Source organism: Pandoraea sp. (genome assembly GCF_004297875.1).
In the GTDB taxonomy this organism is placed as follows: domain Bacteria; phylum Pseudomonadota; class Gammaproteobacteria; order Burkholderiales; family Burkholderiaceae; genus Pandoraea.
In genome coordinates this window covers 1-15904 of the sequence record NZ_SCSK01000029.1, presented here as the reverse complement: position 1 = coordinate 15904, position 15904 = coordinate 1, and the positions used below count along the sequence as shown (strand labels likewise).

Below are 15904 nucleotides of genomic sequence, written 5' to 3'. Positions count from 1 at the left end.
GCTAAAAATACTTCTTTGCGAGGTGGCCGGCATTCCCGGAAAATGCCCGCAACCCACGAATTCTAACGTTAAGTGAGGAGAAACAATGAGCCAGAGCCTACTCGAGCAATATGGCCCGAGAGAGTCCATGGAATATGACGTTGTGGTCATCGGCGCCGGTCCGGCCGGATTATCCGCCGCGATCCACCTGAAACAGCTCGCGCAGGAGCAGGACCGGGAAGTCTCCGTTTGCGTGCTCGAAAAGGGCTCGGAAGTCGGCGCTCACATTTTGTCGGGCGCGGTGATGGATCCGCGCGCCATGACGGAGCTGTTTCCTAACTGGCAAGAGCTCGGCGCGCCGCTCGACACCCCCGTCACGGAAGACCAGTTTCTGTTCCTCAACGAGAACGGCGGCGCACGCCGCACGCCCAACTGGGCATTGCCCGGGTGCTTTCAGAATCACGGCAACTATATCGTCAGTCTCGCCAACGTCGTGCGCTGGCTGGGCCAGCAGGCCGAAGCCCTTGGTGTCGAGATTTTCCCGGGGTTTGCCGCCGCGGAAGTGCTTTATAACGACGACGGTTCGGTCCGAGGCGTCGCGACCGGCAACATGGGCGTGGGCCGAGACGGCCAGCCGACCGAAAACTTCCAGCTTGGGATGGAGTTGCACGCCAAGTACACGCTGTTTTGCGAAGGCGCCCGCGGACATCTGGGCAAGCAGCTCATCGCCCGCTACAGGCTGGCCGACGGCAAGGATCCGCAAGCCTATGGCATCGGCATCAAGGAATTATGGGAAATCGATCCGGCCAAGCACAAGGCAGGGCTAACCATCCATACCGCGGGCTGGCCGCTCGATAGCAAGACCTATGGCGGATCGTTCCTCTACCACATGAGCGATAACCAGGTGTCGATTGGTTTTGTGGTGGGCCTGGACTACGAAAACCCCTACCTGTCGCCCTACGAAGAATTTCAACGTTACAAGACCCATCCGGCGATCCGCCATTATCTGGAAGGCGGCAAACGCATTGCATACGGCGCCCGGGCCATCACCGCCGGCGGCATCCTTTCCTTGCCCAAGCTTGTATTCCCTGGCGGAGCGTTAGTGGGTTGCGAGGCTGGATTCCTGAATGCCAGCCGCATCAAAGGCAGCCACGCCGCGCTCAAGACCGGCATGCTGGCGGCCAAGGCGGTATTCGACGCGCTGGCCAGCGGCCGGCAGTTCGACGAATTGACCGACTACCCGCTGGCTTTCGAAAATTCATGGCTGCATGACGAATTGCAAAAAGCCCGTAATTTCAAGCAATGGTTCAAGAAAGGCCGCACGATCGCCACGCTGATGACCGGCATCGAGCAAAAATTGCTCGGCGGCAAGATGCCGTGGACGATTCATCGCACCAAGGCCGACCATGAATGCTTGAAGCCGGCTGCGCAATGCCAGCCGATCGCTTATCCCAAGCCAGACGGCAAGTTGACGTTCGACCGGCTCTCGTCGGTGTTCATTTCGAACACCAACCACGAGGAAAACCAACCGTGCCACTTGACGCTCAAGGACACGACAGTGCCGGTGGGCGTCAATCTGGCCGAATACGCCGGCCCCGAGCAGCGCTACTGCCCGGCAGGCGTGTATGAATTCGTCAAGAACGACGACGGCGCAGAGCGGCTGCAGATCAACGCGCAGAATTGCGTGCACTGCAAAACCTGCGATATCAAGGACCCGACGCAGAACATCGTGTGGGTGGTCCCTGAGGGCGGTGGCGGGCCGAACTACCCCAATATGTGACCCGCCGCGCCGTCGAGCAACAAAAAGCCGCGGGGCCTGGAATTCAGGCCTCGCGGCTTTTTATCCCTCTGTCCCGCGGTGTTGCTCAGGTCGATTCTGGTGCACGCGCGGCAATCACCGGCGTGCCGACCGACACGTCGCCGCATTGCGCGCGGTGGCGCAATGCATGATCGATCAACACCAGCGCCAACAGCGCTTCGGCGATCGGCGTCGCACGAATGCCGACGCAGGGATCATGCCGGCCGAATGTCTCGACCGTAGTGGGCTGGCCAGCCTTGTCGATCGAGCGGCGCGGCGTACGTATACTGGAAGTGGGCTTGATCGCAATCGACACGGTAATATCCTGGCCGGTCGAAATACCGCCCAGCACCCCGCCGGCGTTATTGCTGAGAAAACCCGCCGGCGTCAGCTCGTCGCCGTGCTCGGAACCCCGCTGCGCGACGCAGGCAAAACCCGCACCGATTTCGACCCCCTTGACGGCGTTGATACCCATCATGGCATAGGCAATCTCGGCATCCAGCTTGTCGAACAACGGCTCGCCCAGCCCGACCGGGATACCGCTGGCAACCACGTTGATGCGAGCACCGACCGAATCGCCGACCTTGCGCAAATCGTCCATATAGGTCTCGAGCTGCCCGACCACATCGGCGTTGGCCGCGAAGAACGGATTGTTGCGCACATGCTCCCAGCCGACGAACGGCACGTCGATCTCGCCCAATTGCGCCATGTAGCCGCGAATCTGCGTGCCGAATTTCTTGTTCAGCCACTTGCGTGCAACCGCGCCGGCCGCCACCAGCGGCGCAGTCAGGCGCGCCGAGGACCGGCCGCCGCCGCGATAGTCGCGAACGCCGTATTTATGCCAATAGGTGTAATCGGCATGTCCGGGACGAAAGGTCTCGACAATGTTGCCGTAATCCTTGCTGCGCTGATCGGTATTGCGGATCAGCAACGCGATTGGCGTGCCGGTGGTGACGCCCTCGAACACGCCGGACAGGATCTCGACAGTGTCGGGCTCCTTACGCTGCGTCACATGGCGGGACGTGCCGGGTTTGCGGCGATCCAGGTCGGCCTGGATGTCGGCTTCATTGAGCGCGAGCCCCGGGGGACAGCCGTCGATCACACAGCCGATGGCGGGGCCATGCGATTCGCCGAAGGTCGCAACGGTAAACAGAGTCCCTAGAGTATTGCCGGCCATGCGTCGTCATTCGTGCAGATACGGAAACCGCCATTATGCCAGCGAATCAGGCCGATCAGCATGGCCACGGCCCACGCAGGGCCAACACTTGTTCGCGCAGGTGCTCCGGCGTAGCGTCGGCGGCGCTCACCGGATCGCCGATCACGAGCTCCAGACGGTTGAGCACGCCACGCCGAAAGGGTCGTGTCATCGCAGCACCGTCCCTGCGAGAGAAGAAACTGCCCCACAGGCCGCGCAAGGCCATTGGCAACACCGGCACTGGCGAGCGGGACAGAATGCGCTCGACGCCGCGGCGAAACGGCTGCATTTGCCCGGTATCGGTCAAGCGCCCCTCCGGAAAGAGGCATACGATCTCGCCGGCCTGCAGCGCCTTGGCGATCTGCTCATAGGCTTGCGCCAGCGTGTCGGCATCTTCGCGCGCGGGCGCGATCGGGATCGCCTTGACAGTACGGAAGAACCACGCCAGCAAGGGAATCCGGGAAATGCGATGATCCATGACGAAGCGCACCGGACGCCGGATCGAGGCCCCGATCACGACGGCATCGACGAAGCTGACGTGATTGCAGACCAAAAGACACGCTCCCTCGTCGGGCACCCGTTCGGCGCCCGTGACACGAATGCGGTAAACGGTGTGCAGCAACAACCACATCACAAAGCGAATCAGAAACTCCGGCACCAGCAAGTAGATGTAGATCGCGACTGCGGCATTGAGCAACCCGGTGACCAGGAAAATCTCCGGAATCGAGAATCCCGCATGCGTCAGCGCCATTGCCATGAGCGCTGAGGCAATCATGAAAAGTGCATTGAGGATGTTGTTGGCCGCGATAATGCGGGCGCGATGGGTCGGCGCGCAGCGGCTCTGGATCAGCGCATAGAGCGGCACGCTGTAAAAACCGCCGAACATCGCCAGCAGGAACAGATCGACAAGGATCCGCCAATGCACGCCTCGTCCGAGGAACTCCGTCACACCCTGCAAATGAGCAAGCACCGGCAGGTGGTGACTGGCGAAATAGAGATCCACCGCGAATACCGTCATGCCGATCGAGCCGAATGGCACCAGGCCCACCTCCACCCGCCCGCCCGACAGGCGCTCGCACAGCAGCGAGCCGATGCCTATCCCGATGGAAAACATCGCCAGCATCACCGTCACGACGTTCTGATCGGCCGACAGGACGTCCTTGCCGAAATTGAAGAAGGCGGTCAGGAACGTCGCCCCGAGGAACCACAGCCACGAAATGCCCAGCAATCCCGTGAAAACCACGCGACTCTCGCGCGCCAGCGCCAGATTGCGCCAGGTTTCCGAAAAGGGATTCCAGTTGATGCGCAAATCGGCCTGTGCGGCCGCCGACTCGGGAATCCAGTGGGAAGCCACCCGCCCGGCCAGCGCCACCGAGAGACAAACGCCGCCGATCGCCAGCAAACCCGGCTCCCCCAGCCCGGCGATTTCACCGCCCGAGATCGTGCCGATCAAAATGGCAACGAACGTGCCCATCTCGACCATGCCGTTGCCGCCGACCAACTCCCGTTGATTCAAATGTTGAGGCAAGTACGCGTATTTGACCGGCCCGAAAAGAGTCGAATGCAACCCCATCAGGAATGTGCCGGTATAGAGCAGCGGTGCGCTGTGCCAGTAAAAACCCGCGGTGCCGAGCAGCATGATGCCGATTTCGAGTGTTTTGACCAGCCGGATCAGGCGCGACTTCTCCCATTTGTCGGCAATCTGGCCGCTGGTGGCGGAAAACAGCACGAACGGTACGATGAAGATCGCTGAAATCAGAAATGCCGCCGTTTTGCCATCCACCCCGGCGAACAGCGCCGTATGGTAAGTCACCAGCGACGTGAAGGCGATCTTGAAGATGTTGTCGTTCATTGCACCGAGAAACTGGGTCCAGAAGAACGGCGCGAAGCGGCGCTGCTTGAGCAGTTGGTATTGACTGGCGGGGGATTGGCCAGGCGCGTTTTGCGTCATGCGTATCCTTGCAGAGAGATGTCATCGGCGCATCGGGGGGGGAAGCGACGGCGCATAAAAAAGCGCGCTTCACAGGCGCGCTTTCGTCGACGGGAGATCGGCTCACCCGGCGTTCTGCTCCTCTTCCGGCCAATCTCGAATGTAGGCCTTGAGCATTTTGTTCTCGAACGACTGCTCTTCCACGACCGCCTTGGCGACGTCGTAGAATGAGATCACGCCCATGAGCATGTTGCTGTCCATCACGGGCAGATAACGCGCGTGGCGCTCAAGCATCATGCGGCGTACTTCGTTGACGTCGGTTTCGAGCGTGCAGATCAGCGGATGATCGTCCATCACCTTCCGGATCGTCGTGCTGCCGACCGAACCGCCGTTGGCGCTGATCGTCTCGATGATTTCCCGGAACGTCAGCATGCCGACCAGATTGCCGGACTCCATCACGACCAGCGAACCGATATCGTTCTGAGCCATCGTGATCACGGCTTCGTTCAGCAGCGTATCCGGCGTCACAGTGAACAGGGTGTTGCCCTTCACTTTCAGGATGTCACTCACACGCATGATTCGCTCCTCTTTTGGGGTGGCAGCGCCGCCGCTTGTGTTTTGAGCGACAGCGTCGAAGCCATATTTCGATGCTAGCCGAAACGCCTCGAAAAATAAAGGCGAAACTGCCCTGTCGCCGCGGCTGAATGTCAATGTTAGGATGCATTCTACTTTGACTAAAGCGGCCGTCCAACCGCTTCCGACCATGCCTGCCAATCAGTTCGACACGCTGGCCCTGCACGCCGGGGCGGCCCCGGATCCTGCGACCGGCGCACGCGCCACGCCACTCTACCTGAGCACATCGTTCGTGTTTCGCGATAGCGATCATGCCGCCGCGCTCTTCAATATGGAACGCGCGGGGCATGTTTACTCCCGCATCTCGAATCCCACCACCGCCGTCTTCGAGGAGCGTATCGCCGCGCTGGAGAATGGCGTGGGTGCGATCGCCACTGCCAGCGGCCAGGCCGCCCTGCACCTGGCCATCGCCACTTTGATGGGGGCTGGCGCCCATATCGTCGCATCAAGCGCCCTGTATGGCGGTTCGCACAATTTGTTGCATTACACACTGCGGCGCTTTGGCATCGAAACCACCTTCGTGCGCCCGGGCGACCTGGCGGGCTGGCGCGCCGCGCTGCGCCCCAACACACGCCTGCTGTTCGGCGAGACGCTGGGCAATCCCGGTCTCGACGTACTGGATATTCCGCAGATTTCCGCCATCGCGCACGATCACGGCGTGCCACTGCTGGTCGATGCGACTTTCACCACGCCCTATCTGCAGCGTCCCTTCGAGCACGGCGCCGATCTGGTCTACCATTCCGCCACCAAATTCCTCGGCGGACACGGCACCACGATTGGCGGCGTGCTGGTCGACGGCGGGACATTCGATTTCGAGCGCTCCGGCAAATACCCCGAATTCACGGAACCCTACGACGGCTTTCACGGCATGGTATTTGCCGAGGAGAGCACCGTCGCCCCGTTTTTGTTGCGCGCCCGCCGGGAGGGACTGCGCGATTTCGGCGCCTGCATGCACCCGCAGGCGGCCTGGCAGTTGCTGCAGGGCGTCGAGACGCTGCCGCTGCGCATGGCCAGGCATGTCGAGAACACCCGTCGCGTCGTCGAGTTCCTGGTCGCCCACCCGGCCGTCGAGTCCGTCGCATACCCGGAACTGGCTAGCCACCCCGATTACACGCTGGCCAAGCGGTTACTGCCCAAGGGTGCCGGCGCGGTCTTCAGCTTCAATCTACGGGGCGATCGCACCGCCGGCCGGCGTTTCATCGAGAGTTTGCAACTGTTTTCGCATTTGGCCAACGTTGGAGACGCGCGTTCGCTGGTCATTCATCCAGCCTCGACCACGCATTTCCGAATGGACGCCGCCGCGCTGGCGGCCGCGGGAATCAGCGAAGGCACAGTGCGCCTGTCGATCGGCCTCGAAGATCCGGATGATCTGATCGCCGACCTGAAACGCGGGCTCAAGGCCGCCCAAAAATCCTGAGAGACCGATCCCATGATCCTGAACATCGCCGGACAAACCGCCTACGCCTATACGGGCGGCAAACCGTTCGACCCTGCGCTGCCCACCGCTGTATTTCTGCACGGCGCGGAGCACGACCACAGCGTCTGGATTCTGCAGACGCGTTACTTTGCGCATCATGGCTTCAATGTGCTGGCCGTTGATCTACCCGGTCACCATCGCAGCTCCGGCGCTCCGTTGACCAGCATCGAAGCGCTGGCCGATTGGACTGTCCAGTTGCTCGACGCCGCCGGCGTGGCCCGCGCGCTTCTCATCGGGCACAGCATGGGGTCGCTGATCGCCCTGGAGGCCGCCGCCCGTTACCCGGAACGCGTCGAAAAAATCGCACTGGTCGGAACCGCCTACCCGATGAAAGTATCGGACGCGCTGCTCGATGCGGCCGCACATCGCGAAGCCGAAGCCATCGACATGGTCAATACCTGGTCGCACGCGAGTATCGCCAACAAGCCGTCGTTTCCAGCGCCCGGGTTCTGGATGCACGGGGGGAATCAACGCCTGATGGAACGCGTGTCGCACAGTAACGCCGCGCAAGTATTTCTGATCGACTTCTCGGCGTGCAACAGCTATCAGAACGGTCTTGCCGCGGCCGCGCAAATCCGCTGTGCGGCCCTGTTCGTCCTTGGGCGTCGTGACGTCATGACGCCCCCCAGGGCGGCCCAGGCCCTGATCGACACCATGACTGCACACGGTGTGACAGTCGACACCGTGCTGCTGGACGCCGGTCACGCGATGATGGGGGAACAGCCCGATGCAACCCTTGACGCGCTGTACGGGTTCGCGCGACGGTGACGCTCTGCCCGCCCTTGCCACCGCGCGCGAACGGAACAACAATGAACCAGTGAAGAGGCCCCACCGGAGTCTGGCATGAGCGATGTTCGTACTGATCACTTTCGCACGTTCGCCGAGTTTTATCCTTACTACCTGAGCGAGCACCGTAACCGCACCTGCCGCCGCCTGCACTTTGCCGGGTCTCTTGGCGCGCTGGCGCTGCTGGCGGCTTTCGCTGTTACGGCAGATCCGTGGTGGCTGTTGGGCGTGCCAGTCTGCGGTTACGCATTTGCCTGGGTCGGACACTTCTTTTTCGAGAAAAATCGCCCCGCAACATTTCGCCACCCATGGTATAGCCTGATCGGCGACTGGGCTATGTTTCGCGACATTTGTCTCGGCCGCATCCGGCTGTAGCGCCGCCTTATGCCGCAGGCTGGCGCAACACTTCCGCCAGCGGCACATCCCAACGCCCCTCGCGCAGCATCGTCGCTATGCGCTCGCCATCGAGCTGGCGTCGCGTCAACTGCTGCGACAGTTCGCCGAAATCGATCGTCAGTTGCACAACCAGGCGCTCCAGGGACGCGGTCTCCGGATTGACCAGCAATACCCAGCGGTCGGGTCCCTTCGAATTGGCGAGACGACCGATCCACTGGAATTGCTCAAGCTCGCCCAGCAATTTTGCCGTGTGAGTCAAATCGGAATAGGTCTGGCGGGCCAATTGAAGCTGCGTCAGACCGGGATTGCCGCTATCGCGCGCCTTGTTGAGCGCTGACAGTATCGTCAGCGCATCGAGCAAATAACTGCCAGGGAACTCGCGATGATGGAAATGGCGCTCCCGGAACGATGGCAGCACCGCCGTCAAAGTCGCCCCCCACAAAGTCACCAGCCAACTCAGATAAACCCATAGCAAAAAAATCGGTATGGCGGCAAAGGCTCCGTAGACGGCTGTGTATGTCGGGAATTTCTTGATATACAGCGCGAAACCGCGCTTGGCGATTTCGAAGGCCAGCGCGGCGATTGTCCCTCCGGTCAGCGCATCGCGCCAGTCGACCCGGCAATGCGGCATGTAAAGATAGAGCAGCGTGAAGGCCACCGCCGACAGCAGCGCCGGCAAAAGGCCCAGCGGCCAGGCCACCGCCAGCGGCAGTGTGTGCACCAGCGACATCGACTGACTCAGCGCGTAAGAACTGATCGACAGGCTCACGCCGAACAGCAGTGGCCCGAGCGTGAGAATCGCCCAGTAGACCAGCACCCGCTGGGCCAGCGGCCGGGGCCGCGGCACCCGCCAAATCACGTTGAAGACCGACTCGATGGTCATCATGGTGGCCACCGACGTCAGCAGCAACCCGATCAGGCCGACCGTGGTCAAGCTTTTGGCCTTGGCCGCAAACTGATTCAAATAACGGAAGATCTGGTCGTTGACCGTGTCGGGCATCAGATGCGAGAGCAGGAACTCCTGCAGCGCATCGCGAAACGTATTGAACATCGGAAATGCCGTGAACAGCGCGAACGCCACGGCCAGCAGCGGCACCAGCGCGAGCACGGTGGTAAACGTCAGGCTCCCGGCGATTTGTGGCACGCGGTCTTCCCGGCTACGCCGCATCACGAACCTGACGATTTCCCGGATACTTTCGAAGTCCAATCGGCTCGGTTTGTGCAAGAGTGTCCTCCCGGAGGGCTTGTGGCCGGCCGCGCGCGTGGCCGCCGTGAGAGCCCCTATAATAACTGCTTGCTCATCGAGTTCGCCATGAAAGACATCCTGGTTTTGTTTTACAGCCGACACGGCACGACTGCCCAATTGGCACGTTTTATCGCGCAGGGGATCGACAGCGTGCCCGGCGCTCAGGCAAGAGTGCGCACCGTGCCCGGGGTCTCTACCGTGTGCGAGAGCAGTGCGCCGGAAATTCCCGATAGCGGCCCGCCATATGCCGAATTGCGCGATCTCGAGGAGTGCGTCGGGTTGGCGCTGGGCTCCCCCACCCGCTTCGGCAATATGGCCGCCGCGCTCAAATACTTTCTCGACGGCTCGACCCCGCAGTGGCTATCCGGTGCGCTGGCCGGCAAACCAGCCTGCGTCTTCACCTCCAGCGGCAGCCTGCACGGCGGACAGGAAAGCACCTTGCTGTCGATGATGATCCCGCTGCTGCACCATGGCATGCTTCTGCTGGGCCTGCCTTACACCGAAAGCAGCCTGATGAGCACGCGCACCGGCGGCTCGCCCTATGGCGCAACGCACTTTGCCCAGACCGGCGGCACCATCAGCGACGACGAACGGCAACTGGCCGTGGCGCTCGGCGCCAGGCTCGCGCGCACCGCGCTCAAATTGGCCCATTGACGCATGCGACGCATCTGTTACGCCGGCACCACCGTCAGCCTCCTGGGACTGATCGGGCTTTGCCTGGCCTGGGAGCTATGGCTGGCGCCACTACGCCCTGGCGGCTCTTGGCTGGCACTCAAAGCCCTGCCGCTGTTGCTGCCGTTGCGCGGCGTACTCAAGCGCGACGTCTACACTCTACAGTGGTCCAGCATGCTGATGCTGCTCTACCTGGCCGAGGGCGTGGTACGCGGCATGAGCGACACGGCGACGACGTCGGCCACGCTCGGCTGGATCGAGAGCGCACTGAGCTTCGCTTTCTATCTGTGCGCGATATTGTATGTGCGTCCGTTCAAGCAGGCCGCGCGTGCCAAGGCTCGAACGAACCTCCCGCGCGACTGACCTGGAGCGCATGATGAACGATGCTGAATTTTTATCGGAGTGCGCAGCGATCGTCGGCGATTCGCATCTGCTTCGCCAAGACATCGATATGGCGCCATATTTGACCGATTGGCGGCGACGCTACACCGGCCAGGCCCTCGCCGTGGTTCGTCCGATCGATGCCGCGCAGACCGCGGTAGTGGTGCGCGCCTGCAATCGCCACCGCATCGCGATCGTGCCACAGGGCGGCAATACCGGCCTGGTTGGCGGAGCGACCCCGTGCGAGCAGGGCCGCCAGATCGTCCTGAGCCTGCGCCGACTGGACCGCATTCGCGATATCGACGTCGACAACCACACACTGACCGCCGAGGCTGGCTGCATTTTGCAAAACGTTCAGGACGCGGCCCAGGAGGCAGGCCGGCTCTTTCCCCTGAGCCTTGCCGCCGAGGGCAGTTGTACGCTGGGCGGCAATCTGGCGACCAACGCCGGTGGCACGGCGGTGCTGCGCTACGGCAACGCCCGGGAATTGTGCCTGGGGCTGGAGGTCGTGACCGCACAGGGAGAAGTCTGGGACGGCCTGCGCGGGCTGCGCAAAGACAACACCGGCTATGATTTGCGCGACATTTTCATCGGCTCGGAGGGCACGCTCGGCATTATTACCGCTGCGACCGTCAAGCTGTTCCCGCAGCCTCGCGCTCGTGTCACCGCCTTGGCGGCCGTGAGCACACCGCGCGCCGCCGTGACCTTGCTGGGCATCGCACAGGAGCAGGCCGGTCCGCTGCTCACCGGTTTCGAACTGATGTCGGATTTCTGTCTGCGATTGGTGCAAACCCATTTCCCGGCATTGCGCTATCCGTTCGACACCACGCACGCGTACATGGTCCTGCTCGAGTTGTCCGATAACGAGAGCGAAGCGCATGCGCGCGGCCTGCTCGAATCAATACTCGAGGCAGGCCTCGAACGGGGCGCCGTGGACGATGCCCTGGTGGCGCAAAGCATGCAGCAATCACATGCCCTCTGGCATTTGCGCGAGAGCATTCCGCTGGCCCAGGCCCAGGAAGGCTTGAACATCAAGCACGACATCGCCGTGCCGGTGTCGCGCATCGCCGGCTTTATCGAGGCGACCGACCCGTTGATCCAGCGGGAATTCCCGGGGGCGCGCATGGTGACCTTTGGCCATCTGGGCGACGGCAATTTGCACTACAACGTGCAGGCGCCGGAAGGAAGCGATCCCAAGTATTTCTTGCAGCACGAGGCTGCCATCAATCGTCTCGTGTTCGATTCCGTATTCGCCCAACATGGCTCGATCAGCGCCGAACATGGCCTGGGCCGCCTCAAGCGTAATGCCATCGAACGCTACAAAGGTCCGGTCGAAATCGGGCTGATGCGCGCGCTCAAGGCATCGCTGGACCCCAACGGCCTGCTTAATCCGGGGAAGGTGCTGCCCGACGGCCAGTAGGTTTTGTGGCGGCGCAGCGGGCTAATTTTCAGGGTTACCGAAAATTTTGCGCAACTTGTTGTTTTTCTGGCATAATTCGCGTTTTATCAACTCGGCAAGTGGTTCGCACAGGTGTGCGGGCTGGCTACCTACCGACAAAGGCTTGATCATGAAAGAAGGCATTCATCCGAATTATCGCGAAGTCGTATTCGTCGACCTGTCGAACGACTTCAGCTTCAAGACCCGCTCGACCATTCAGACCAAGGAAACCATCAAGTGGCAGGATGGTAAGGAATACCCGCTGGTGAAGATCGAAGTGTCGTCCGAATCGCATCCGTTTTACACCGGCACGCAAAAGATCATGGACACCGCAGGGCGCGTGGAAAAATTCCGCCAAAAATTTGGCAACCGGACCGGCAAAACCGCTGCAAAGTAAGCGTATCGGCACCAAGCCATCAAGGCAGCTTCGGCTGCCTTTTTTCATGGCGCGGGCTCGCGTGCCACATGTTCGTTACGGGGCGTTACAGCATACGCGGCGTTATCAAATTAGCTGTCATACTCTCGGACTAATCGAATCGGCCATCATCTGTCCAATCACCTGATGAAACGCTTCCGTCTCACTGCTTCGGCCACCAGCGCGCTTCCTCGCTCCCTGCTTTTCGCGATTTGCGCCATCTATGTGCTGGCGGGCTTGTTCGGCCGCGATCCATGGAAAAACGAGGATGCCGCAGGCTTCGGCGTGATGTGGACCATGGCGCAGGGTCATTGGCACGACTGGCTACTGCCAAATATCGCCGGTAAGTCCGTGTTCGACAGTGGTCCGTTGATCTTCTGGTTCGGTGCCCTGGTCATTCGCCTGATGCATCGCTGGATGAGCGCGCCGGACGCTGCTCGCATTGTCACTGGCCTTTGCTTCTACGCCACGTGCGCCTTCGTCTGGTACAGCACGTATCTGCTCGGTCGCCGCGCCGAGGTTCAGCCCTTCAAATATGCTTTCGGTGGTGAACCCGAGCCCCGCGATTACGGCCGCACGCTGGCCGACGGCGCTCTGCTGATTCTGCTCGCGTGCTTCGGCCTGGCCGAGCGCGGCCACGAGACGACAGCCGAAGTCGGGCAATTGACGTTTGTCGCCATGACGCTTTACGGCCTTGTTCGATCGCTCGACAAGCCGTGGCAGGGCGCAATCTGGTTCGGTTTTGCGCTGGGCGGATTGACGCTGACCGGGTCGCTTGCACTTTCGCTGGCCGTCCTGCTGGCCAGCGCCATACTCTTGCTGGTGTGCCGCCCGCTCCCCCGACTTGCGCTGCTGCTGGCCGGCGCCCCGATCGGCATCGCGCTATCGGCCACATGGCCGCTCGCCACGATGAAATGGGCGCCTGGCGGCCAATTCTGGATCGGCGAGTGGTTGGACGTTGGTTTCGACACGTTCGGCGGCCCGAACAGCGATGCGCTGTTTTATACCGTCAAGAATCTGGCGCTGTTCGCCTGGCCAGCATGGCCGCTGGCCTTGTGGTCGCTGCATAGCTGGCGCGGGCTTCACCGCGCGCCGCACATCGCTGCCCCGCTGGCGGTACTGGCCCCGCTGGCCCTATTGGTGCTGCTGCAAGCTCACCAGAGCAACCGGTTCTTCATTCTGCTGTTGCCCTCGCTGGCAATACTGTCGGCGTTCGGCTTGCCGACCCTCAAACGGGGCGCCATCAACGCTTTCGATTGGTTTGCCGTCCTGAGCTTCACGATTCTGGGCAGCTTCGTCTGGCTCGTCTGGCTCGCGGGCCTGACGGGATTCCCCAGCCAGATCGCCAGAAATCTGCACCGCCTGGTACCAGGCTTCCAGGCGACTTTCAGTTGGGTCACGCTTGTCTGCGCTTTTGCCGTCACGGCCGCCTGGATCGTACTGGTGGTATGGCGCATTTCGCGTAATCCCAAAGTGCTGTGGCGCAGCGTGGTGCTTTCGGGCGGCGGCACCACGTTGATGTGGGTGCTGCTGATGACGCTGTGGCTGCCATTGGTGAACTACGGCAGAACGTACCGTGACGTTGCGGCACAAATCGTTGCCCATCTGCCGTCCAACTATAACTGCATCCGCACCGCCCGAGTCGGAGATGCACAGCTGGCGTCATTCGCGTATTTTGGTCATATGCGATTTGGCGAGGACAACTGCAATATTCTGCTGCGCCAGGATACGCAGGATTACGACCAACCTGGCGCACTCGCCCCTTACGAGTGGCACCTGCTGTGGGAAGGCCGACGCGCGGCGGACCGCGACGAGCGTTTCCGCCTCTACGAATTGCAGGAACGTCCTCACCATTGACGATCGAGACGGCGCCAATGTTGAGAGATATTCGTCGGATCGTCAGTCTGGCATGGCCTGTGTTGATCGGCCAGTTGGCGGTAGTCGCCTTCGGGGTCATAGATACGGGCATGGTGGCGCGCTACACCGCAACCGACCTCGCCGCACTGGCGCTGGGCGGCTCGATATACATCACCGTCTATGTCGGCATGATGGGCGTGCTTGTGGCGCTGTCCCCTATCGCAGCGCAACTGTATGGCGCTCATCGCCATACCGAAATCGGCGAGGAGGTCCGGCAAGCCCTGTGGCTCGCAGCCGGCCTGTCGGTGCCAGGCATGGCGCTGTTGCTGCACCCCTATGCCCTGCTGCACATCGCTGACGCAAAACCGGCGCTCGAAGGTCGCACGGTAGCCTACTTGCAGATTCTCGCGCTGGGGCTACCGGCCGCACTGGCATTTCGCGTCTATTCATCGCTGAGCAACGCGATCGCCAGGCCGCGCATCGTGATGATGATTCAGTTGATCGGCCTGGCACTGAAAATCCCGCTGAATTTCATTTTCATCTATGGCACCGGTCGGCTGGGAGTGTCCCTCGTGCCGGCGCTGGGTAGCGCGGGGTGCGCGCTGGCGACCACGCTCATCAACTGGGTGTCGTGCCTGCTTGGGCTATTTCTGATGCAGCGTCATTCGCTGTTGCGTCAGTTCGGCATCTATCACCAATTTTCGTGGCCGCAATGGCCTCGCATCAAGTCGTTGCTCAAGCTCGGCGTTCCCATGGGACTGGGCTATCTCATCGAGGTCACCGCGTTCACGTTCATGGCGATCTTCATCGCGCGATTCGGCGCCACCGTGCTGGCAGGGCATCAGATCGCCGCGAATCTGGGAACCGTTCTGTACATGCTGCCGATGTCGCTGGGCATCGCCACCGCGACGCTGGTGGCGCAGGCGCTCGGCGCGCGGGACTTCGCCGCGGCGCGACGGCTGGGTCGCCACGGCATCTCATTCGCGGTCGGGCTGGCGATGTGCATCAGTCTGCTGGTGTGGATTAATCGTGCGAACTTGATTGCGGCGTACACACCGGATCCCTTGATCGCACATGCGGCAGCGCCTCTGTTCGTGTTCGTCACGTTCTACCACGTGTTTGACGCGATGCAGGTAAGCACGATCTTCGTGTTGCGCGCGTACAAGGTTGCCGTGGTGCCGACCGTGATTTACGCCGTGGCATTGTGGGGAGTCGGGCTCGGTGGAGGTTATGCGCTGGGTTTCGATACGTTCGGCATTACACCGCACTATTTGCTGGGGGCATCGGGTTTTTGGTTTGCCAACAGCCTGAGCCTGGGCCTGGCTGCGGCGGGCCTGATGTTATATCTGCATTGGATCGGCACCTGCAGCGCAGACCATCTGCCCCGAAGTCACGCCAAATAAAAAAGCCCGCAACGATGCGGGCTTTAAGCGGTCTTTATGTCATCGACTGCGATGAGACCGAGCATTTGGCGGAGCGGACGGGGCTCGAACCCGCGACCCCCGGCGTGACAGGCCGGTATTCTAACCAACTGAACTACCGCTCCAAACTCAACAGCGCCCGCTTGTCTCGCGGGTTTGGGCCAACTCGCGTCGGCACCGTTCAGAACTCAACCGAATGACTCCGGCGTCGAATCCTGGCGTCCCCTAGGGGATTCGAACCCCTGTACTCACCGTGAAAGGGTGATGTCCTAGGCCTCTA

General features: G+C 61.5%; 14 protein-coding genes and 1 tRNA gene. 10 read left to right on the top strand and 5 right to left on the bottom strand.

Annotated elements, in window-relative coordinates; all coding sequences use genetic code 11:
• The first annotated feature begins 85 nt into the window (after positions 1-85).
• On the top strand, positions 86-1759 hold the full coding sequence (locus tag EPN80_RS08230) for an electron transfer flavoprotein-ubiquinone oxidoreductase (protein ID WP_293025668.1): 1674 nt from the start codon (positions 86-88) through the stop codon (positions 1757-1759).
• An 85-nt stretch (positions 1760-1844) separates the two neighbouring features.
• Here EPN80_RS08230 and aroC read toward each other — a convergent pair whose 3' ends face one another.
• From aroC to EPN80_RS08215, 3 genes are all read right to left on the bottom strand, one after another.
• A complete protein-coding gene (gene aroC / locus EPN80_RS08225) occupies positions 1845-2954 on the bottom strand; it encodes a chorismate synthase (protein ID WP_293025666.1) in 1110 nt (369 codons plus the stop codon).
• Between the two features lie 55 nt (positions 2955-3009).
• On the bottom strand, positions 3010-4923 hold the full coding sequence (locus tag EPN80_RS08220; protein WP_293025664.1) for an MFS transporter: 1914 nt from the start codon (positions 4921-4923) through the stop codon (positions 3010-3012).
• Between the two features lie 102 nt (positions 4924-5025).
• Entirely contained in the window at positions 5026-5478 is a 453-nt protein-coding gene (locus EPN80_RS08215; RefSeq protein WP_047214421.1) for a CBS domain-containing protein, read from the bottom strand.
• A gap of 187 nt (positions 5479-5665) precedes the next feature.
• Here EPN80_RS08215 and EPN80_RS08210 point away from each other — a divergent pair, with 187 nt between their 5' ends.
• The 3 genes from EPN80_RS08210 (at position 5666) to EPN80_RS08200 (ending at position 8173) form a co-directional block, all read left to right on the top strand.
• Positions 5666-6952: an O-acetylhomoserine aminocarboxypropyltransferase gene (locus EPN80_RS08210; protein WP_293025661.1), complete on the top strand. Its 1287-nt coding sequence runs from the start codon at positions 5666-5668 to the stop codon at positions 6950-6952.
• Positions 6953-6964: 12 nt separating this feature from the next.
• Complete coding sequence (locus tag EPN80_RS08205) at positions 6965-7780, top strand: alpha/beta hydrolase (RefSeq protein WP_293025659.1); 816 nt, start codon at positions 6965-6967, stop codon at positions 7778-7780.
• A gap of 75 nt (positions 7781-7855) precedes the next feature.
• Positions 7856-8173, top strand: coding sequence for a DUF962 domain-containing protein (locus EPN80_RS08200; protein WP_293025657.1), 318 nt, complete (start codon positions 7856-7858; stop codon positions 8171-8173).
• 7 nt (positions 8174-8180) lie between these two features.
• On the opposite strand, the gene EPN80_RS08195 is transcribed toward EPN80_RS08200, so the two are convergent.
• The gene (locus tag EPN80_RS08195; RefSeq protein WP_293025798.1) at positions 8181-9362 is read right to left on the bottom strand and encodes a YihY family inner membrane protein; all 1182 of its coding nucleotides are present in this window, start codon (positions 9360-9362) and stop codon (positions 8181-8183) included.
• A gap of 144 nt (positions 9363-9506) precedes the next feature.
• On the opposite strand from EPN80_RS08195, the gene wrbA reads away from it, so the two are divergent.
• From wrbA to EPN80_RS08165, 6 genes are all read left to right on the top strand, one after another.
• Positions 9507-10094 (top strand): NAD(P)H:quinone oxidoreductase, encoded by a 588-nt coding sequence (gene wrbA / locus EPN80_RS08190; RefSeq protein ID WP_293025655.1) that lies wholly within the window; start codon positions 9507-9509, stop codon positions 10092-10094.
• 3 nt (positions 10095-10097) lie between these two features.
• The gene (locus EPN80_RS08185; RefSeq protein ID WP_293025653.1) at positions 10098-10475 is read left to right on the top strand and encodes a DUF2069 domain-containing protein; all 378 of its coding nucleotides are present in this window, start codon (positions 10098-10100) and stop codon (positions 10473-10475) included.
• A 10-nt stretch (positions 10476-10485) separates the two neighbouring features.
• Entirely contained in the window at positions 10486-11913 is a 1428-nt protein-coding gene (locus tag EPN80_RS08180) for an FAD-binding oxidoreductase (RefSeq protein WP_293025651.1), read from the top strand.
• A 148-nt stretch (positions 11914-12061) separates the two neighbouring features.
• On the top strand, positions 12062-12328 hold the full coding sequence (locus EPN80_RS08175; RefSeq protein ID WP_293025649.1) for a type B 50S ribosomal protein L31: 267 nt from the start codon (positions 12062-12064) through the stop codon (positions 12326-12328).
• A gap of 165 nt (positions 12329-12493) precedes the next feature.
• Entirely contained in the window at positions 12494-14203 is a 1710-nt protein-coding gene (locus EPN80_RS08170; RefSeq protein ID WP_293025647.1) for a glycosyltransferase family 39 protein, read from the top strand.
• A gap of 17 nt (positions 14204-14220) precedes the next feature.
• Positions 14221-15606: an MATE family efflux transporter gene (locus EPN80_RS08165; RefSeq protein ID WP_293025645.1), complete on the top strand. Its 1386-nt coding sequence runs from the start codon at positions 14221-14223 to the stop codon at positions 15604-15606.
• Between the two features lie 66 nt (positions 15607-15672).
• On the opposite strand, the gene EPN80_RS08160 is transcribed toward EPN80_RS08165, so the two are convergent.
• A tRNA-Asp gene (locus EPN80_RS08160) sits at positions 15673-15749 on the bottom strand.
• Positions 15750-15904: the final 155 nt, after the last annotated feature.